We start from the raw sequence: 19,698 nt of genomic DNA, 5'->3' as shown, positions 1-19,698 counted from the left end.
TCCGGATATCTGTTACAGCAAACATTTCGCAACCAATTCCAGTGTCCGCTCGAAAGTCGAATTAGCCAGCGCCCCAGCCGGGTTCACACACAAAGCGGAGTCGATCGGTCAACCGACCAGCGATCGCCCAATCCGCGCCGGATCGGCCGACATTCCGCGCAAGAACACCGGATGATCCCACCGTTACGCCCAAAGGCATTGGTAGCCAACATGTTTCGATACTAGCCAGGGTGTGTCCCAGCGAACAAAGCTGGGTGCCAATTATTTACCGCATGCGCGATCACACCCCACACCCGCCTTGCCAACGGAGACAGCATGTCTCGGCTACCGGCGAACCCCGGACATTGATATCGCACCCCATCGCCGCCCGCTGGCCAACCCCCGGTTAGGGGTTTCGGCACCCGCGCCACTACACTTGCCTACCGCGCCCCTATAGCTCAGTTGGTAGAGCTACGGACTTTTAATCCGCAGGTCGTAGGTTCGAGCCCTACTGGGGGCACCGCATCGGGCACCCGGTCACACACCGGGTGCCCGGTTCATTTCCGCAGGTAGCACGGCCGGGCCGGGTAGCACGACATATCGGCGAAACGCGACCTGCCGCGGACGAAACACCACACTCCACCCGGGCTTTCCCCTACCCTGAGCCCGACCCCGGGATACGGGGACACCCTCGACGAAGGTGGAGCTGATGACTTCTTTCGATGATTTGCTCTCCCAGGTTCCGATCGGTCAGATCGCCGAAAAACTCGGTGTCGACCAGGCCACCGCGACCAACGCGGTGAAAGCCGCCCTGCCCGCCCTGCTCGGCGGTCTGCAGGCCAACGCGAACAAGCCGGAGGGTGCGGCCTCGCTGGTCGACTCCCTGGAAGGACATGGCGACCTCGTCGACGGCGGGGTCGATATCAACCAGGTCGATACCAAGGCGGGCGCCCAGATCGTCGACAACGTCTTCGGCGAGGAGAAGAACACCGTGATAAGCGCGCTCGGCAATACCGAGGGCGCTGGCGGCAACGACCTCATCGCGAAGGTGATGCCGATGCTCGCCCCCATCGTGCTCGCCTTCCTGGCCAAGCAGATGAGCGGCGGCGGACAGGGTGGCGGGCAGGCATCGGGCGGCGCGATCGGCGACATCCTCGGCAATCTGCTGGGCGGCAGTTCCAAGAGCGGTGGACTCGGCGGGGCGCTCGGCGAGGCGCTGGCCAAGAACGCGGGCGGCGCGCTCGGCAACGTGCTCGGCGGCCTGTTCGGCAAGAAGTGAGATTTTCCGGGGGCGGGAGCTAACAGGCCGTGGCCCGCGGCGATACACCTTGCGCTGCGGGCCGCGGCAGGGGAACGAACGATCACACTTCGTGCGAACCCGCCTAGACTCGCAAGGGTCGCCCTACGCCAACGACGGCGTATGACGTGCACCACCGTGAAACGCGAGGGCTATCGATGCGTTTCGCATCACACCTACGGTGCCGTAAGGTATGGCCGCATCGGCAACGGTCTACGTTGGGGGGATGACCAGCACGACCGGACGCACTCACTGAAGGGCTTATACATGGCAAGGGATCTGACTCAACTCGAGCTGCTCACGGAGTTGGAGCCGGTTGCCGAACAGAACGTCAACCGGCACCTCTCCCTGGCAAAGGAATGGCATCCGCACGACTATGTCCCGTGGGACGAAGGCCGCAATTTCGCGGCACTCGGGGGCGTGGACTGGGACCCGGAACAGTCCCGGCTGAACGAGGTCGCGAAAGCGGCCATGATCACGAACCTACTCACCGAGGACAACCTGCCCTCGTATCACCGCGAGATCGCCGAGAACTTCTCTCAGGACGGCGCGTGGGGTACCTGGGTCGGGCGCTGGACGGCCGAGGAGAATCGCCACGGCATCGTCATGCGCGATTATCTGGTGGTCACCCGTGGCGTCGATCCCGTCGCGCTGGAGGAAGCGCGGATGGTCCACATGACCAACGGGTTCGCCTCGCCGACCGAGGCCGACGCGGGCTTCCTGCACTCGGTCGCCTATGTCACCTTCCAGGAGTTGGCCACCCGGGTCAGCCACCGCAACACCGGCAAGGTCTGTGACGACCCGATCGCCGACCGCATGCTCCAGCGCGTCGCCGCCGACGAGAACCTGCACATGATCTTCTATCGCAATATGTGCGGCGCGGCCATCGATCTGTCCCCGGATCAGGCCATCGAGGCGATCACCCTGATCCTGGAGAACTTCCGGATGCCCGGCGCCGGAATGCCCAACTTCCGCCGCAATGGCGTGCTCATGGCCAAACACGGCATCTACGACCTGCGCCAGCATCTCGAAGAGGTGGTGCAGCCGGTGCTGAAGAAGTGGAACATCTTCGAGCGCAACGATTTCACGCCGCGCGGCGAGGCCGTGCGCGAGCGACTCGGCCTGTTCCTGGACAAGCTCGGCAAGGACGTCATCAAGTTCGAGGAGCAGCGCGATCGCATGCTCGCCCGCGAGGCGAAGAAGCGCGAGCTCGCCGACGTCGGCGCGCGCTGACCGGCAGTACCCGTACATACAGCTGTAGCGTCGGCCGCCGGAATGTCCGGCGGCCGACGGGTTTTCGAATATCGGGCAACCGCTCCGCGCTATTTCAGCGGCAGCGCGCCATCGACACCGCCGACATCGGTGATCTTCCATCCCGAGTTCTTGTCCAGGGTGACGTTGTAGGTGGCGGTGCTCTGTGTGCCCTGCGGATTCTGCGCATTCGTGGCATTGACGTTCACGAACACGTTCACCTTGTATATGCCGCCCTGTTCGGATGCCACCGTCGCGGTGATCGGCGTCGCGGTGGAGGTGAACTTCAACGGCACCAGAATCTGTTGTAACTGCGGGGCGGTCTGATCGAACTTACCCGCCAACTGATCGGTGGTATTGGCCTTCAGTTTCGCTATCCAGGAGTTGACATCCTGATAGTTGACGGTGGCCGCGCCGACCGCATAATCGGTGGCAACTTGTTCGGCCTTGTGATCATTCGCGTCCCGAGTTCTTCGATCCGCGAGATCCGATTTGGCGGACCACAGAAATCCGGCGAGTACGACGACCGCGATACCGAGCACCGCGATCAACGCGGTTTGAATCACCGTGGAAACGCGGATCTGCACGGTTCCCGATCTGCCCGCCGGTTTCGGATCCTTCGTCTCCGGTGCGGTCTCGGTCTTCGCGGTATCCGTGCCATCGTCGGCCCGGTCCACCGCGGCGGCGCTATCCGATGCGGCCGTGGTTTCGGGTGCGTCGCCGCTGTCGGTCCGTTCTTCCATGTCGTTCTCTCCGATGCGTGACTGCCTGGCCTATAACTGTCCGACCTACTCCGGGGTGATTCGCAGGTACGACGCCATTCTCGCTGGTCACGGTGGGGCGTCTCGGGACAAGGCTACTGAACGCGTTACGTTCACTGTCTGAGCCAGCTTAGCTCCGTGGTACGGCTTACCCCTATGGCCGCCGAAACCGCGTTGCGGAGCGCGTAATTCCGGCAGTCTGATGCTGACGCCGCGGATTCGATCGCATCTCCCCGGGGTAGGTCCGCAGGCGTACCCGTCGGACATGTGCGGCGTCCGCGCCGCAGAGCCGATGCGGAACTGCGAGAAAGGGGCCGAGATGACAACAGCGGATGGCGCGAAACTGCTCGCGGGCAAGGTGGTCGCGATCACCGGCGGCGCGCGCGGCATCGGCCGGGCGACGGCGGAGGCGTTCCTGCGCTCGGGCGCCGCGGTCGCGATCGGCGATATCGATGTCGAACTGGTCGCCAAAACCGCCGCCGAATTGGGCGCCGAACCGGACGCGCGCATGCTCGGCCTCCCCGTGAACGTCACCGACAAGGCCGCGTTCGCCGCCTTCCTCGACGAGGTGGAACGGGAGTTCGGCCCGCTCGACGTGCTCGTCAACAACGCGGGCATCATGCCCACCGGGTTGTTCGCCGAGGAGGACGAGGCGATGACGGAGCGGATCATCGATATCAACCTGCGCGGCGTGATCATCGGATCCCGTTTGGCCACAAGGCGTTTCCTGGCGCGCAAAAGCGGCCACCTCATCAACATCGCATCTCTCGCCGGAGCACAGGGCTTTCCGGGCCTGGCCACCTACTGCGCCACCAAACACGCGGTGGTCGGCTTCTCCTCTGCATTGCACCTCGAGTTGAAGGAGCACGGCGTACATGTCTCGGTGGTACTGCCCGGAATCGTGCGCACCGAACTCTCGGCGGGCGCGAAGATGCCCGGCTGGATCGAACCGCTCACCACGGTGGATCCCGAGGACGTGGCAAATGCCATCGTGCGCACCGTAATTCGGGAGAAGGCGCTCGTCACCGTGCCGCGGCGATTGGCGGCGATCATCAAGTCGGCGCAGCTGCTGCCGTATCGGGCGCAGCTGGCGGTCGCCGCATTCACCGGTGCGACAACGGCTTTCACCCAGCCAGATCCGACGGTCCGGGAGATCTATCACCGCCGCCTGCGCGAGCAGTAGCGCTCGATCAGGTCGGCTGCCGCAGCAGCGCCTCGCCGAACCGTTCCAGCTCGCACCGCACCCGATCGAGCGGACCCGAATCCCGTTGTGCGCGTGCCAGAATCAGCGCGCCCTCAATGGCGCTGATGGCCAACGTCGCGACGGCCGCGGCCCGCGACTGCGGAACACCGTGCTGCCAAAGGGCATTCGCAAGCGCGGCCTCCCAAGCCGCATAGGACTCCCCTGCGGCCCGGCGCGCCTCGACCGCCTCGCCCGGCTCCAGCGCGGCCGCGGTGATCGGGCAGCCCGCCTCGTAGCCGGAATCCACCAGGCGCTGCCGGAAGTAGTCCACACAGATCCCCATGGCGACCACCGGGCCGTCGGCCGCGACCAATCCGGTGATCATCGCGCCGAATTCGCGGCCGGCCCGCTCGGTGGCCTCCCTCGCCAATTGCGCTTTGCCGCCGGGGAAGTAGTGATAGATCGATCCGCGCGCGGCGCCGCTGCGATCGATGATGTCCATCAGCGCCGTCCCGGCAATCCCCCGCTCGCGGAACAATTCGGAGGCTGTGGTGAGCATCCGCTCCCGGCCGTCCGAGCTGCGTCCCATGACGCAGATCATACTTCCGATGACCGGGCCTTTCGGACCCGCTCGGCGCGAAATGAGCAGACCGGTCGGCGTCTACGGCTGTCAAGCACGGCGTGATTCCGGCCACTTTCCGGCGAATGCGAAAATGGTGGGCATGACTGCGGCGACCGAGGCGAAGACCGGGCTGCGGATCGGACCGTATCCGGTCGATCCGCCGGTCGTGCTCGCCCCGATGGCGGGCATCACCAATCTGGCCTTTCGCAAGCTGTGCCGCGAATTCGGCAGCCCGACCTCGATCTACGTATGCGAGATGATCACCGCCCGCGCGGTGGTCGAGCGCAATGAGAAGACGCTGCACATGATGTCCTTCGACGCCGACGAGCACCCGCGCTCGATGCAGCTCTACGGCGTGGATCCGGCCACCCTCGGCGAGGCGGTGCGGATCATCGTCGGCGAGGGTTGGGCCGACCACATCGATATGAACCTCGGCTGCCCGGTGCGCAAGGTCACCCGGCTCGGCGGCGGCTCGGCATTGCCGTACAAGCGGCGGCTTTTCGCCAATATCGTTCGTGAAATGGTCGCTGCCGCAGGCGATGTGCCGGTCACCTTCAAATTCCGCATCGGCATCGACGACGATCACCACACCTATCTCGACACCGGCCGCATCGCCGAAGCCGAAGGCGCCGCGGCGGTGGCCCTGCACGCCCGCACCGCCGCCCAGCTCTACTCCGGACAGGCGGATTGGAGTGCGATCGCCCGGCTCAAGGAGGCCGTCACCACCATCCCGGTCCTCGGCAACGGCGATATCTTCAGCGCCGCCGACGCATTGGCGATGGTGGCCGAGACCGGCTGCGACGGCGTGGTGGTCGGACGCGGCTGCCTCGGCCGTCCGTGGCTGTTCGCGGAGTTGTCCGCCGCGCTGCGCGGCGAGCCCATTCCGGACGGCCCGGCACTCGGCCGCGTCGGCGAGGTGCTGTACCGCCACGCCAGCCTGCTGGTCGAACACGACGGCGAGGACAAGGCCATGCGGGACATCCGCAAGCACATGGCCTGGTACCTGATGGGCTTCCCCGTCGGCTCACACCTGCGCCGCCAGTTCGCGACGGTCTCCAGCCTGACCCAAATCGAAGACCTCGTCGGACAACTCGACCCGGACGTCCCCTTCCCAGCCGACGCCCAAGGACCACGCGGCCGACAAGGTTCCCCACAGACGAAGGTCGTTCTCCCGGAGGGCTGGCTCGACGACCCAGAGGACGACACCGTCCCGTCCGCCGCCGACGTCATGCACAGCGGCGGCTGACCGAACGACTCGCGCCGCATTTCCGCAGGTGCACCGGTCGCCGTGCCGGAATCGTTATCATGGCGGGATCGGTCATGCCGGTCGGCATAGCGGTCGCGGCGGAAAACGAAAAGCGAGGGTTCGTTGGTGGGTGACGATCGGCACGGGCATTCGCCACGGCCTTCAGGTCGCGCCCCGTGGGAGCGATATCCCGCGGCGGAGTACACCGAACGAGACGGTGCGCGCGCGTCTCGGCGTGCCCGCCACGCGGACGAGGCTCCCGCATCCGGACCGGCGCCGCTGACGGTGCACGAGTTGGTCGAGCGGGTGGACAGTGAGCGTTCGGGTCGCGCGACGCATGCCGCCCGGCCGAACGGCGCGAAGATCGGAACCGGATCCCCTGCAACGGGATTCGGCGCAGGGGTCGATTACTCCGTCGATAACGGTAGCGAATCCGACTCGGCCGCAAATCAATACGCCGACCCGGCAATAGAACTATCCTATCCCGCCGCGCATTCCGAACCGATCACCGCGGGTTCGCCTGTGCTGCAGGATATCCTGTCCAGCCAGCCGGAATCCGCGCCCGCGTCCCAGATCACCGACAAACTACCTGCGGTCATCGAAAATGACACGGCCGCAACGGAATCCGACGATAATACGGCCCGGCCGAAAACCGTCGGGCTGACCCGCCTCGCGCTGAACAAACAGCGCAAACGCCGCAGGCTACGCCTGGCCGGGCAGGTCACCGGCGCGCTGTTCGCGGTCATCGCGCTGGTGCTCACCGGCGGCGGCTGGGCCTACCAGCGCTATACCGACAAGCAGTTCACGCATGTCTCGGCCATCGATGACGACAAGACCGATGTCATCGATTCCGATGGTCAGCTCGGTGACGAGAACTTCCTGATCGTCGGCACCGACTCCCGCGCGGGCGCCAACGGTGACGTCGGTGCGGGCACAACGGCGGATGCGGACGGCGCCCGCTCCGACACCGTCATGCTGGTCAACATTCCAGCCAGCCGGGCCCGGGTGGTCGCGGTCTCCTTTCCGCGCGATCTCGACGTCACCCGCCCGGCGTGCCAGGGCTGGAACAACGACAAGGGCACCTACACCGACGACACCTATCCGTCCGCCATCGGCGACAAACTCAACGCCGTATACGCCCTCGGCGGACCGAAATGCCTGGTGAACGTCATCCGCAAGATGTCGGGCCTGAATATCGGCCATTTCATCGGCATCGATTTCGCCGGATTCGAGGCGATGGTGAATCAGGTCGGCGGCGTCGAGGTGTGCGCGCCGAAACCGGTCGTCGACGGTGTGCTCGGTACCGTGCTGGACCATCCCGGTAAGCAAAGGATCGACGGCGCAACGGCTTTGAACTATGTGCGGGCCCGCCACGTCTACGGCGAGGAGCGCAGCGATTACGACCGCATCCACCGGCAGCAGCGCTTCCTGTCCTCGCTGCTACGCGAATCCCTATCCAGCAGAGTGCTATTCGACCCCGGCAAGTTCAACGGGTTCATCAGCGCGTTCACCGCGCACACCTTCGTCGACAATGTGAAGACCCCGGATCTGCTGATGCTCGGGCGTTCGCTGCAGAAGATGGACGCCGGTTCGGTGACCTTCCTGACCGTGCCGACCGCCGGAACCACCTCCTACGGCAACGAGATTCCGCGCGAGGCCGATATCAAGGCGATCTTCCGCGCCATCATCGACGACCAGCCGCTGCCCGGTGAGAAGAAGTCGCAGCAGCCGCAGACCTCCACCACCCAGCCGCCCGCGCCGCCGAAGCTCACCGCGGTCGATCCGCGAACCGTCACGGTTCAGGTGACCAACGGCTCGGGCGTGGCGGGCGCCGCCCAGCGCACCGCGACCAAGCTGGCCAATCAGACCTTCCAGATCTACAGCACCACCACCTCGCCGGACGGCATCTCACCGACCACCAGGATCAGGTACAGCCCGGGCCACGAGGCCGAGGCGGCGACGCTGGCCAGCGCGGTGCCCGGTGCGACGCTGGAGCAGACGAGTGAGCTGGGCAGCATTGTCGAACTGCTCATCGGATCGGATTTCGGCGGCACCGTGCGGGCGCCGACACCGGTCGCCGCACCGCTGCCCGAGCTGCCGCCGGAGAGCAGGACTGCGACGCCGGTCACTCTGCCGCCGGATCTGGAGCACGTCAACGCCGCCGACGAGGCCTGCACCTGATTTCCGGCCGTCAACTGCGGCAACACCGGCGCTAACGATCGGCACCCGGCATTAACCGAGTGTTCGTGACTTGGACAGCGCCGGGAACTAATGTCTGATTTCATGCGTGTCATCTACAACGAGCAAATGGCGGATCTCGCCCACCTGTTGGGTGAGATGGCCGGTCTGGCGGGTTCGGCAATGGATCGGGCCACCCAGTCGCTGCTCCAGGCCGACCTAGCTCTGGCGGAGCAGGTGATCACCGAATACGACCGGATCGCCGAAATGATCCAGGAGGCCGAGGAGAAAGCGTTTGCTCTGCTTGCATTGCAGGCGCCCGTCGCGGGTGATCTGCGCCAGGTGGTGAGCGCGATCCAGATCGTCGCCGATGTGAATCGGATGGGTGCGCTGGCCCTGCACGTGGCCAAGGTGGCACGCCGCCGTCACCCGAATCATGCGCTGCCGGAGGCGGTCAACGGATACTTCGCCGAGATGGGCCGCATCGCCGTCAATATGGGCGCGGGCGCGAAAGAGGTTCTGGAGACCCGGGATCCGGAGCGGGCCGCGCAGCTCAACGAGGACGACGAGGCGATGGACGATCTGCACCGTCACCTCTTCACGCTGCTGATGGACCGCGATTGGAAGTACGGCGTCGCCGCCGCCGTCGATGTCACCCTGCTCGGCCGCTACTACGAGCGCTTCGCCGACCACGCCGTCGAGATCGGCCGCCGCGTCATCTTCCTGGTCACCGGCGTTCTACCCCCGGATCCGGACGCCGAGTCGTAATACCCGTCCGGTGAAAATCTTTGCCGGACAATGTAATTGAGGCACGCACCCGAATCAGGTTGCCGCACAACGAAAAAGGGCCCGCCTACCTGGCGGGCCCTTTTCGCGTAGGGTGGCTGGGCTTATCCGAAGCGGCCGGAGATGTAATCCTCCGTCGCCTTCTTGCCCGGGTTGGAGAAGATCTTCTCGGTGTCGTCGATCTCGATCAGCTTGCCGGGCTTACCCTGCGCCTCGAGGTTGAAGAAGCCGGTCTGATCGCTCACCCGCGCCGCCTGCTGCATATTGTGCGTGACGATGACGATGGTGAATTCCTTCTTCAGCTCGGTGATCAGATCCTCGATCGCGAGCGTGGAGATCGGGTCGAGCGCCGAACACGGCTCATCCATCAGCAGCACATCGGGCGAGACCGCGATGGCCCGCGCGATGCACAGACGCTGCTGCTGACCACCGGACAGGCCACCGCCCGGCTTGTCCAGCCGGTCCTTGACCTCGTTCCACAGGTTGGCGCCGCGCAGCGAGCGCTCGGCGACCTCGTCGAGCTCCTTCTTGTTGCGCACACCCTGCAGCTTCAGCCCGGCCACCACATTGTCGCGAATCGACATGGTGGGGAACGGGTTCGGGCGCTGGAACACCATGCCGATGGTGCGGCGCACGCCCACCGGGTCGACCTGCGAGCCGTAGATGTCCTCGCCGTCCAACAGCACCGCGCCCTCGACGCGGGCGTTCGGGGTCACCTCGTGCATCCGGTTGAGCGAACGCAGCACGGTGGACTTACCGCAACCCGACGGACCGATGAAGGCGGTCACGCTGCGCGGCAGCACTGTCAGGGACACATCGGCGACGGCATGGAATTTGCCGTAGTAGATGTTCAGGTCTTTGACGTCGATCCGCTTGGCCATCTGAATATCCGTTCGGTTCTATCGATTCCGCGTGAGCAGCTTGTTGACGGCCGCCGCTGCCACGTACAGCAGGGCGATGAGCAGGATCAGCGTCAGCGCCGCACCCCAGACCCGCTCGCGACCGGGCTCCAGCGGGTTTTGCAACTCCTGGTACATCAACAACGGCAGCGAGGCCATATTTCCGTTGAAGATATTGGTGTTGATCGACTTGCTGTAGCCGACGAGGACCAGCACCGGCGCGGTTTCACCCATCACGCGAGCCAGCGCGAGCAGCATGCCGCTCACCATGCCGGGCAGCGCGGTCGGGACGACGATGCGCACGATCGTCTTCCACTTCGGGATGCCGAGCGCGTACGAGGCCTCGCGCAGTTCGTCGGGCACCAACTTCAACATTTCCTCGGTGCTGCGCACCACGACCGGCAACATCAACAGCACTAATGCCAGCGAAACCGCCAGCGCGCTCTGCGGCGCACCGAAGGTCGCGATCCACAGCGCGAAGATGAACAGCGCCGCGACGATCGACGGCACACCGGCCAGGATGTCGACCATGAAGGTGGTGACCCGCGCCAGCGGCCCGCGACCGTATTCGACCAGGAAGATCGCGGCCATGATGCCGAGCGGCACCGCGATCACGGCGGCGATCGCCGACTGCACGATGGTGCCGTAGATCGCGTGGTAGACGCCGCCACCGTACTGGTCGGGCAGGATGCCCTTCTGCGATTTCTGCCACCAGGTGGCCGAGGCCACCGCGTGAAAACCCTTGGCCAGCACCACGAACAGCACCCAGATCAGTGGGACCAGCGCGATGCCGAAGCACAGCCAGACCGTCGCGGTGGCGAGCTGATTCTTGATCCGGCGGGCGGTGCTCACGTGACGAAACGTCGGCGCCTTGATCGGTTTGTCGAGTGTCGCGGTCATCAGCCGTTCACCCTTCCTCCGGCCACCAGCCGGGCCAGCGCGTTCACCACGAAGGTCAGCGCGAAGAGGACGAAACCGGCCGCGATATACGCGCCGGTCGGCAGCGGTGAGCTGAATTCCGCTGCAGCGGCGGCGATCTTGGACGCGAAGGTGTATCCGCCGTCGAACAGCGACCAGTGCCCGGCCTTCGGCGAGGTGTGCAGCACGATCAACACCGCGATGGTCTCGCCGAGGGCGCGGCCGAGTCCGAGCATGGAACCGGCGATGACACCGCTGCGGCCGTAGGGCAGCACGGTCATCCGCACCATCTCCCACTTGGTCGCGCCGAGCGCGTGCGCCGCCTCGATATGGGTGAGCGGCGTCAAATGGAAGACCTCACGCGATACCGAGGTGATGATCGGCAGGATCATCACCGCGAGGATGATGCCCGCGGTGAAGATGTTGTTGCCGCCCTCGATCGAGACATTGCCGTCGGAGAAGAGGAAGAACCAGCCGAGTTTGTCGTTGAGGAACTGTTGCACCGGCCCGAGTTTCGGCGCGAGCACCAGCACACCCCACAGGCCGAAAACGATCGACGGCACCGCGGCGAGCAGATCGACCAGCATCGCGAACGGGCGGGCCAGCGCCTTCGGCGAGTAGTGGGTGAGGAACAGCGCGATGCCGACACCGATCGGCACCGCGATCACCAGCGCGAAAATCGAACTCAGCACCGTCACCATGAACAGGTCGCGAATGCCGAACCGCAGGTGATCGGCATTGTTGGTGACGAACTGGGTGCTGGTGAAGAAGTTCGCCTCGTTCGCCCTGATCGACGGGATCGCGCGGATCAGCAGGAACAGTGCGATCAGCGCGATGGCGGCGACGATGGTCGCACCCGCCGTCGTCGCGAGCGCACGGAAGGTGAATTCCGCCCACGCGCGGTGCGCTGCTGGTGCGCGGCCCTTGGTTGGGGCCGGCTCGGTGCTCGGTTCACTCGACATGGGGGCAGATTCTCCAACCGCCCGCGGGCCCATCGAATCCGACGAGCCCGCAGGGGTCACCTCAGGGTGCGCGGTCATTACTAATCAATCAGGAGATGGCGTTGATCGCCGCGGTCAGCTTGGTCTTGAACTGATCGGGGATCGGGATGTATCCGGCACCGTCGAGGCCCTGCTGGCCGTTGGTGGTGGCGGAGGTCAGGAACGCCTTGACCGCCTTGGCGACATCGGCGTCCTTGTACTTCGAGCAGACGATTTCGTAGGTGGCGAGCATGATCGGGTACGCGCCCGCGGTGGTCGGCTTGTAGAACGAGCTGGTGTCGAGCACCAGGTCGTTGCCCTCGCCCTTGATCTTCACACCGCTGATCGCCTTACCCGCGGACTCGACGGTCAGCTTGACCGGGTCCTTGCTCGCCGAGGTGACGATGGCGGCCATGGACAGGTTCTGCGACTTGGCGAAGGACCACTCGTTGTAGGTGATGGAACCCTTGGTGCTCTTGATGGCGGCCGAGGTGCCCTCGTTACCCTTCGCGCCCTCACCGGTGCCGCCGTTGAAAACCTTGCCCGCGCCCTTGCCCCACGCGCCGTCCGATGCGCCGTTCAGGTAGAGCTGGAAGTTGTCGGTGGTGCCCGAGTCGTCGGAGCGGTAGATCACCGAGATCTTGTCCGAGCCGAGCTTCGCGTTCGGGTTGAGCGCCTTGATCTCCGGCGCGTCCCAGGTCTTGATGGTGCCGTTGAAGATCTTCGCGGCGGTCGGGCCGTCGAGCACCAGATCGCTCACGCCGTCGAGGTTGTAGGTGATGGCGATCGGGCCGAAGACGGTGGGCAGATCCCATGCGGGCGAGCCGCAGCGGTCCGCGGCCTTCTGCGGCTCCTGCTTGTTCGGGTCGAGCGGCGAGTCGGAGCCACCGAAATTGGTTTGACCGCCGAGGAATTCGCTCACGCCGGCACCGGAACCGCTGGAGGTGTAGTTCAGGGTGTATCCGCTGCAGTTGGATTCGTAGGCGGCGACGAAGCGGTCCATCGCGTTCTTCTGCGCGGACGAACCGCTGGCCTTCAGCGCCTTGGTGCCGCCACAGTCGACGTTGACCTTGCTGGCCGAGGTGTCGGAGCTGCCGCCGGTGTTGTTGTCGCTACCACAACCGGCGACGGTCATGGCGCCGACGGCGAGCACGCCGACCAGGGCGCTGCTGCGCTTGAAGTTCACTATTCCTCCGGAATGGCGTCATGCACGCCCGGTCCCTCGCCGCCAGCGACTGCTTGCAGGTCGCTCGTGACGGTCAGCCCCGGGCGGGTGATGTGGTGCTGTTCGCGGGGAACTTGCGCACCAGGCCGCAGTATGCAGCCCACAAGTAACGTAGGTTCGGCCGGTTGACAGTTGGCTCGAGCTGAGTGAACGGGAGGTGAACAGCCCGGCGCGATTGAGTCTGGTATGTGTGACATTTGCCCCAATTTTACTGGGAGCTTCTTTACCCGCCGCTTTCCATTCAGTCGCGCGACGGTTGGGCCGCCGCGTAGGCGACATCGATATGGGCGGGCGCGAAGCCGAGCCGGGTATAGGTGTGCACGGCGGCGGTGTTGTCCGCCTCGGTGTAGAGCAGCACCTCGGCGAGACCGCGATCGCGCAGGTGATGCAGCCCGGCGAGGGTGAGCAGCCGACCAAGTCCGCGCCCCTGCGCCGCCGGGTCGATGCCGACCACATAAACCTCGCCGACCGGCGGGTTTTCCTCGAAATGCACCTTGGTCCAATGGAATCCGAGCAGGCGCTCCGGAGCATCCGCGGCCGCGGCGAGAAACAGGCCCGCCGCGTCGAACCAGGACTCCGCGCGACGGTCCGCGAGATCCCTTTCGGACCAACCGCCCTGTTCCGGATGCCAGGCGAATGCGGCGTTGTTCACCCGCAGGATTTCGGCGTCGTCGGCCGGGCCCGCATAGGTCCGCAGCACGATGCCCTCCGGCACAACCAGCTCCGATAGCTCAGATGTAGCCAGAGGTCGTCGCATCTGCCACAACTCCCGCGCTCTACCCAGCCCGAGCCGGGCCGCGACGGCCCGCGCGGCGGGAAGATCACCGTGTGCCCACACTCGGGCGCCCGCACCGCCTTCGGCCAGCGCGGCCGACACCAACTCCGCGCCGATTCCATTGCCGCGCATGGCCGGATCCACCGCCACCTCGGCCATCGCCGGATGCTCACCGTGCGCGGCAACCAGATTCGCGTATCCGGCGATCCGGCCGTCTCGCTCGGCGATCAGATGCCGGGCGCCGTCGCGGGTCAGCGAGAGCACGGCCTGTTCCGAAACCGGTGCGACACCATCGACTTTCGTCGCGGCATCGAGCAATTCCCGCACCGCGGTGGCGGATTCGTCGTCGAGCCGATCGGACCAGTCACTCATCGCCGCATCTCCCGTTCGCCGTGCGCATTCCGAAGGTCAACGGGCACAACAGAGCTCGCTCACCGGACATTCCACACGACTACTTGGCCGAGCCGTTCACCGGTGCGAGCGGTTCGTCGGAACCCTCCGACTCCTCATCTGGGAAGGCCACCGGCTCGCCCTTGGCGCTCGTGCGGGCCGGGCGCACCGCCTTGTACCCGACATTGCGCACCGTGCCGATCAGCGATTCGTACTCGCTGCCGAGTTTGGCGCGCAGCCGTCGCACGTGCACGTCGACCGTGCGGGTGCCGCCGAAGAAGTCGTAACCCCACACCTCCTGCAGCAACTGGGCGCGGGTGAAGACGCGGCCCGCGTGCTGGGCGAGGTATTTGAGGAGTTCGAACTCCTTGTACGTCAGGTCGAGTGGGCGGCCGCGCAGCCGGGCGGTGTAGGTGCCCTCGTCGATGACCAATTCACCCAGGGTGATCTTGCCGGTGTTCTCCGGACTGGCCGCACCGCCGTTGCGGCCGACCAGCAGCCGCAGCCGGGCGTCGAGTTCGGCGGGTCCGGTGCTCGGCAGGAGGATGTCGTCGAGTCCCCAATCGGCGTTGACCGCGACGAGCCCGCCCTCGGTGAGCACCGCGACCACCGGCACCGACGAACCGGTGCTGCCGAGCAGTCGGCACAGGCCGCGGGCGGCGGCGAGATCGGTACGCGCGTCGACCAACGCGATATCCGCACTGCCCGTCTCGAGCAACGATGACACCTCGGTCGGCGCGGGCCGCACATTGTGTGCGAGCAGCGCGAGCGATGGCAGCACCGACTCGGGGTTGGGGTCGGAGGTCAGCAGGAGCAGCTCCACGGAGGCCCTCCTCCCATCTCGTAGCCACGCGGAGCACAGCGCACTCCGCTGAGCCACGTCGCTAATCACAGGTAATCGACTGCAAGATTAGCGTGTCCAGGGCCATGACCACGCCTTCCGGTCACTGTGGTGTGTACCGCGTCGATCGAACGGGTCGGTTCGGCCCGCCGCGTTCGGTCGCGCGCGCCGACTAGGGTGCTGTGTTATGCGCAAGCTGATCATCGGGCTGCTTTGTCTGGCGGGACTTGCGGTGGTGATCGATTTCGGCGCCGCCGCCTTCTCCGAGTACACGGTGTCCCGTGCGCTGCGCCACGGCGCCGATTTGACCGCCGACCCCGAGGTGACGATCCACGGCTTCCCATTTGTGTTGAAGGCGTTGGACGGCAAGCTGAACGGCGTCGATATCAAGGCGTTCAGCAAGCGGCCGGACATTCCGGGCGAAATCAGCGTCGAGGCCACGCTGACCGGAGTGCACCTGCCCGCCGCCAGCCTCGTCGACGGCAATTTGCGCAATGTCCTGGTGGATCGGGTGGAGGGCCGAATGGTGCTGCGGCCCGAGGCACTCGGCCGGTTCTTCAATATCCCCGATCTGGAAGTGCATTTGGATCCGGACGACAAATCCGACAAAAGCCTCCGCTCGGGCGGCGCGGACGGATCCAATGCGAGCAAGAACACATCGGATACGCAGTCGCTGGTGCTCACCGGCACGCTGCCGGTGCTGCCGGGCGCGCGCTACGGCGGTCAAAAGGTCAGCGTGAAGGCGAATCTCATGCTGGACAGCGAGCACAACCAGATGCGGTTCATCGCGACCGGCCTCTACCGCGGCTCCGGCGTCGACGCCATGCCGACCGCGGTGATCCCCGACGCCGATCAGCCCGCGGTGCTCGAGCAATTCACCCGTACCATCGACACCAAGGAATTGCCGTTCGGTGTCCGGCCCGCCAAAGCCTTCCCACGGGGTGGCTGGATCGTGGTGGAGGGCAGCGGCCAGAACATGACGATCGACCTCGACCGATTGCAGCGACCATGATCGAAATCACAATTCTCGCGGTGATATTGCTGGCCGCCATCGCGGTCGGCGTGCTGTGGCGCCGCCGCGAAGGGCGGGTACGCACCGCCGACGTATCGTCCGATGAATCTACCCGCGCCGAATTGCTCGCCGCCGCGGGCATAACCGGATCCGGGCCCGCCGTACTGCATTTCTCCGCCGACTGGTGCGGCCCATGCGCCCAGGTGCGCAGGGTGATCGCTGATGTCACCGCGGAATTGGCCGAAACACCTTTGGCGCCAAGGGATATCGAGATCGACATCGATACCGAACCGACACTGGCCCGCGCGCTCAATGTGCTCTCACTGCCGACCACCTTCATCTTCGACGCCGAAGGGCGGGAGCGATTCCGAATCTCCGGCGTGCCCAAGGCGGGTGATCTGCGTTCGGCGCTGGTCCCGCTGACCGTATGACCGCCGCGTAACCCGGCTTTACATTCGTTGATCAGGAATGTGACCAACCCCGGGTCCAATTCCCCCGCAGAAACAGGTAAACTGCCTCTCGTGCAAGCCAACCACGAGCTGATGCTCACCAAGCGCCGCACAGTTGATCTGTGTCGCCTTGGCGGTTGTTGCTGCCTGTGCCGCTGAGCGGTCGACTCCCTCGGATACCCGCCGAGTCGACCTGCGTTCGTCGCGTAAGTGATCTCTGAATCCCAGGCGAACTGGCAATTATCCCGCCATCAGTCGTATTCAGCGCAGGAGTAGGCACAATGTCCGTAAATTCTCGTAATTCCTCCGTAGCCAACGTAATTCCCGGTCAGGTCGATGTTCGCGGCCCACGCTTCGCCGCCTGGGTCACCACCGGTGTCCTCGTGCTGGTGTTGATCGCCGCCGCGTTCTCCCGGCCGCTCGCCGCGGTGCTCATCGCCGTGCAGGCGGTCGTCTTCGCGATCGGCGCGCTCTACGGTCCGCGACGTCATCCATACGGCCGGCTCTTCGCCGCGTTCATCGCGCCGCGCCTGGAGCCGACCAAGGAAACCGAACCCGTTGCCCCGCTGCGGTTCGCCCAATTGCTCGGCCTGATCTTCAGCGCCGTCAGCCTGCTGGGATTCCTGGCGGGCTCCACCGTCGTCGGCGCCATCTTCGCCGGCTTCGCCCTGTTCGCGGCGTTCCTCAACGCCGCGTTCGGGATCTGCCTCGGCTGCCAGATCTACCCACTGGTCGCCCGCTTCCGCCGGACCCAGGCGGCCCCGGCCGGTGCCACACCGACCAGCTCACACTGACCCCTGCAAGTCATAGGGGCGTTCGGGCGGACCCATGTCCGATCGCCGCGCACCATGAAAGGAACAACATGGCTCGCTCCGATGTCCTGGTCTCCGTTGACTGGGCCGAAGAGAACCTCAACACACCCGGCGTGGTATTCGTCGAGGTCGACGAGGACACCTCCGCCTACGACAACGGGCACATCGAAGGTGCCGTCAAACTCGACTGGAAGAAGGACCTGCAGGATCAGGTTCGGCGCGACTTCGTGAACCAGGAGCAGTTCTCCGATCTGCTCTCCGCGCGCGGTATCGCCAACGACGACACGGTCATCCTCTACGGCGGCAACAACAACTGGTTCGCGGCATACGCCTACTGGTACTTCAAGCTGTACGGCCACAACAACGTCAAGCTGCTCGACGGCGGCCGCAAGAAGTGGGAGCTGGACGGTCGTCCGCTGTCCAAGGATGCGGTGAACCGCCCGGCCACCCAGTACAAGGCGGCCGCGCCGGATCTGTCGATCCGCGCCTTCCGCGACGAGGTCATCGACGCCATCGGCAAGAAGAACCTGGTCGACGTGCGTTCGCCCGACGAGTTCTCCGGCAAGATCCTGGCCCCCGCGCACCTGCCGCAGGAGCAGAGCCAGCGGCCCGGCCACGTCCCCACCGCGATCAACGTGCCGTGGAGCAAGGCCGCGAACGAGGACGGCACCTTCAAGTCGGATGCGGAACTGACCGAGATCTACCAGGAAGCCGGTCTGGACGGCGCCAAGGAGACCATCGCCTACTGCCGGATCGGCGAGCGTTCCTCGCACACCTGGTTCGTGCTGCAGGAACTGCTCGGCCACCAGAACGTCAAGAACTACGACGGGAGCTGGACCGAATACGGCTCCCTCGTCGGTGCACCGATCGAGTTGGGAGCGTAATCAACATGTGTGCAGCACCTACCCAGGGTCAGGCCATTCCGGCGGGCGTCGACGTGGAGAAGGAGACGGTCATCACCGGCCGCGTCCTGAGCTCCGACGGCCAGCCGGTCGGCGGCGCGTTCGTGCGTTTGCTGGACGGCAACGGAGACTTCACCGCCGAGGTTGTCGCCTCGGGCACCGGCGATTTCCGGTTCTTCGCCGCGCCCGGCGCTTGGACCGTGCGCGCGCTGTCTTCCTCTGGTAACGGGTCCGCTGAGGTCCGTCCGGACGGCGCGGGCATCCACAGCGTCGACGTCGCGGTGGCCAAGTAACCATCTGTTTGCCATCAACGGCCCCTTCGTTTGCCCACGATCCGGGAAGCGAAGGGGCCGTTTGTGTGCGGGGACGCCGGGGTCGTTAGACTCCAAATGTGGTCGTCTTCTTCGAAATCCTGCTGGTGGCCGTGGCCATCCTGATCGGGTGGTTCGGTCTGTACGTCTTCTACCGACTGTTCACCGAATCATGAGTGAGCTCGCGAGCGAGGGTTCCAATCCGGCCGAGCGAGCGAGCGAACAGATGAACGGAACCGCTCCCGCCGATCCGTCCGCCCGGCGCAGCGGTGATCAGGCTGTGTCCGAAGCAGCCGAGCGGGCGAAAAGTACCGGCGGCCGGAACATTCCGGTGCTGCCGGACCTGCCGCTGCCCGACGATACGGCCAATCTGCGGCTCGGCCCCGACCTCAGCTCCTCCATGCTGGCGCTGCTGCCGATGGTCGGCGTGTGGCGCGGCGAGGGCGAGGGCAATGATCCCGACCGCGGCGACTACCGCTTCGGCCAGCAGATCGTGGTTTCCCACGACGGCGGCGACTACCTGGCCTGGGAGTCCCGGTCCTGGATCATCGAATCCGACGGCGGCTACGGCGGACCCGATCTGCGCGAGAGCGGATTCTGGCGGGTCGGCATCGACGGCGACGACGAGGTGATCGAGCTGCTGCTCACGCACAGCACCGGCATCGTCGAGCTGTTCTACGGGCAGGCGCTCACCCAGTCATCTTGGGAGCTGGCCACCGATGTGGTGATCCGCAGTCAATCCGGCATCGTCGTCGGCGGGGCCAAGCGGCTGTACGGCATCGTCGAGGGCGGTGACCTCGCCTATGTCGAGGAGCGGGTGGTCGCGGACGGTCCGCTCGAGCCGCGGCTGTCGGCCAGGTTGCAGCGGTATATCGGCTGAT

The 19,698-nt window shown here is 65.5% G+C and carries 21 protein-coding genes and 1 tRNA gene; 14 read left to right on the top strand and 8 right to left on the bottom strand.

Going from position 1 to position 19,698, the window contains the following annotated elements; translation table 11 throughout:
- The first annotated feature begins 426 nt into the window (after positions 1-426).
- The 3 genes from LGY53_RS17930 (at position 427) to LGY53_RS17920 (ending at position 2,509) form a co-directional block, all read left to right on the top strand.
- Positions 427-499: transfer RNA gene (locus tag LGY53_RS17930), tRNA-Lys, on the top strand.
- 189 nt (positions 500-688) lie between these two features.
- Positions 689-1,258: a DUF937 domain-containing protein gene (locus tag LGY53_RS17925; RefSeq protein WP_225727806.1), complete on the top strand. Its 570-nt coding sequence runs from the start codon at positions 689-691 to the stop codon at positions 1,256-1,258.
- A 285-nt stretch (positions 1,259-1,543) separates the two neighbouring features.
- Positions 1,544-2,509, top strand: a complete 966-nt coding sequence (locus tag LGY53_RS17920) for an acyl-ACP desaturase (RefSeq protein WP_167471812.1) — start codon at positions 1,544-1,546, stop codon at positions 2,507-2,509.
- Positions 2,510-2,598: 89 nt separating this feature from the next.
- Here LGY53_RS17920 and LGY53_RS17915 read toward each other — a convergent pair whose 3' ends face one another.
- Positions 2,599-3,270, bottom strand: a complete 672-nt coding sequence (locus tag LGY53_RS17915) for a hypothetical protein (protein WP_225727805.1) — start codon at positions 3,268-3,270, stop codon at positions 2,599-2,601.
- Positions 3,271-3,607: 337 nt separating this feature from the next.
- On the opposite strand from LGY53_RS17915, the gene LGY53_RS17910 reads away from it, so the two are divergent.
- Positions 3,608-4,471, top strand: a complete 864-nt coding sequence (locus LGY53_RS17910) for an SDR family oxidoreductase (protein ID WP_225727804.1) — start codon at positions 3,608-3,610, stop codon at positions 4,469-4,471.
- A 7-nt stretch (positions 4,472-4,478) separates the two neighbouring features.
- On the opposite strand, the gene LGY53_RS17905 is transcribed toward LGY53_RS17910, so the two are convergent.
- Complete coding sequence (locus LGY53_RS17905; protein ID WP_225727803.1) at positions 4,479-5,060, bottom strand: TetR/AcrR family transcriptional regulator; 582 nt, start codon at positions 5,058-5,060, stop codon at positions 4,479-4,481.
- Positions 5,061-5,193: 133 nt separating this feature from the next.
- Here LGY53_RS17905 and dusB point away from each other — a divergent pair, with 133 nt between their 5' ends.
- The 3 genes from dusB (at position 5,194) to phoU (ending at position 9,285) form a co-directional block, all read left to right on the top strand.
- Positions 5,194-6,339 (top strand): tRNA dihydrouridine synthase DusB, encoded by a 1,146-nt coding sequence (gene dusB / locus LGY53_RS17900; RefSeq protein WP_225727802.1) that lies wholly within the window; start codon positions 5,194-5,196, stop codon positions 6,337-6,339.
- 126 nt (positions 6,340-6,465) lie between these two features.
- Positions 6,466-8,520: an LCP family protein gene (locus LGY53_RS17895; protein WP_225727801.1), complete on the top strand. Its 2,055-nt coding sequence runs from the start codon at positions 6,466-6,468 to the stop codon at positions 8,518-8,520.
- Between the two features lie 102 nt (positions 8,521-8,622).
- Complete coding sequence (gene phoU / locus LGY53_RS17890) at positions 8,623-9,285, top strand: phosphate signaling complex protein PhoU (RefSeq protein ID WP_225727800.1); 663 nt, start codon at positions 8,623-8,625, stop codon at positions 9,283-9,285.
- 122 nt (positions 9,286-9,407) lie between these two features.
- On the opposite strand, the gene pstB is transcribed toward phoU, so the two are convergent.
- The 6 genes from pstB to LGY53_RS17860 all read right to left on the bottom strand — a co-directional run bounded on the left by pstB (position 9,408) and on the right by LGY53_RS17860 (position 15,313).
- The gene (gene pstB / locus LGY53_RS17885) at positions 9,408-10,184 is read right to left on the bottom strand and encodes a phosphate ABC transporter ATP-binding protein PstB (protein ID WP_225727799.1); all 777 of its coding nucleotides are present in this window, start codon (positions 10,182-10,184) and stop codon (positions 9,408-9,410) included.
- An 18-nt stretch (positions 10,185-10,202) separates the two neighbouring features.
- Complete coding sequence (gene pstA, locus LGY53_RS17880) at positions 10,203-11,102, bottom strand: phosphate ABC transporter permease PstA (RefSeq protein ID WP_225727798.1); 900 nt, start codon at positions 11,100-11,102, stop codon at positions 10,203-10,205.
- On the bottom strand, positions 11,102-12,082 hold the full coding sequence (gene pstC / locus LGY53_RS17875) for a phosphate ABC transporter permease subunit PstC (RefSeq protein WP_225727797.1): 981 nt from the start codon (positions 12,080-12,082) through the stop codon (positions 11,102-11,104). The genes pstA and pstC overlap by 1 nt, the downstream gene beginning before the upstream one ends.
- An 88-nt stretch (positions 12,083-12,170) precedes the next feature.
- On the bottom strand, positions 12,171-13,286 hold the full coding sequence (pstS, locus tag LGY53_RS17870) for a phosphate ABC transporter substrate-binding protein PstS (protein WP_225727796.1): 1,116 nt from the start codon (positions 13,284-13,286) through the stop codon (positions 12,171-12,173).
- A gap of 280 nt (positions 13,287-13,566) precedes the next feature.
- Entirely contained in the window at positions 13,567-14,472 is a 906-nt protein-coding gene (gene mshD / locus LGY53_RS17865; RefSeq protein WP_225727795.1) for a mycothiol synthase, read from the bottom strand.
- A gap of 79 nt (positions 14,473-14,551) precedes the next feature.
- Positions 14,552-15,313, bottom strand: coding sequence for a response regulator transcription factor (locus LGY53_RS17860; protein WP_225727794.1), 762 nt, complete (start codon positions 15,311-15,313; stop codon positions 14,552-14,554).
- A 205-nt stretch (positions 15,314-15,518) separates the two neighbouring features.
- Here LGY53_RS17860 and LGY53_RS17855 point away from each other — a divergent pair, with 205 nt between their 5' ends.
- The 7 genes from LGY53_RS17855 (at position 15,519) to LGY53_RS17830 (ending at position 19,697) form a co-directional block, all read left to right on the top strand.
- Positions 15,519-16,343 (top strand): LmeA family phospholipid-binding protein, encoded by an 825-nt coding sequence (locus LGY53_RS17855; protein ID WP_225727793.1) that lies wholly within the window; start codon positions 15,519-15,521, stop codon positions 16,341-16,343.
- On the top strand, positions 16,340-16,774 hold the full coding sequence (locus tag LGY53_RS17850; RefSeq protein WP_225727792.1) for a thioredoxin family protein: 435 nt from the start codon (positions 16,340-16,342) through the stop codon (positions 16,772-16,774). Before LGY53_RS17855 ends, LGY53_RS17850 begins: the two co-directional genes overlap by 4 nt.
- A gap of 39 nt (positions 16,775-16,813) precedes the next feature.
- The gene (locus tag LGY53_RS44435) at positions 16,814-16,951 is read left to right on the top strand and encodes a putative leader peptide (RefSeq protein ID WP_374111197.1); all 138 of its coding nucleotides are present in this window, start codon (positions 16,814-16,816) and stop codon (positions 16,949-16,951) included.
- A 122-nt stretch (positions 16,952-17,073) separates the two neighbouring features.
- Positions 17,074-17,586, top strand: coding sequence for a DUF4395 domain-containing protein (locus LGY53_RS17845; protein WP_225727791.1), 513 nt, complete (start codon positions 17,074-17,076; stop codon positions 17,584-17,586).
- A gap of 68 nt (positions 17,587-17,654) precedes the next feature.
- On the top strand, positions 17,655-18,488 hold the full coding sequence (locus tag LGY53_RS17840; protein WP_225727790.1) for a sulfurtransferase: 834 nt from the start codon (positions 17,655-17,657) through the stop codon (positions 18,486-18,488).
- A 5-nt stretch (positions 18,489-18,493) separates the two neighbouring features.
- Positions 18,494-18,799 carry a DUF1416 domain-containing protein gene (locus LGY53_RS17835; protein WP_225727789.1) on the top strand — a complete coding sequence of 102 codons (306 nt, stop codon included), beginning with the start codon at positions 18,494-18,496 and terminating at the stop codon, positions 18,797-18,799.
- Between the two features lie 190 nt (positions 18,800-18,989).
- Positions 18,990-19,697 carry an FABP family protein gene (locus tag LGY53_RS17830; RefSeq protein WP_225727788.1) on the top strand — a complete coding sequence of 236 codons (708 nt, stop codon included), beginning with the start codon at positions 18,990-18,992 and terminating at the stop codon, positions 19,695-19,697.
- Position 19,698 lies beyond the last annotated feature (1 nt).

Origin of the sequence: Nocardia sp. JCM 34519.1 (assembly GCF_020361265.1) — a bacterium.
GTDB lineage: Bacteria > Actinomycetota > Actinomycetes > Mycobacteriales > Mycobacteriaceae > Nocardia > Nocardia arthritidis_A.
The sequence above is the reverse complement of the archived record's forward strand: the minus strand, read 5'-3'. Positions and strand labels throughout refer to the sequence as shown.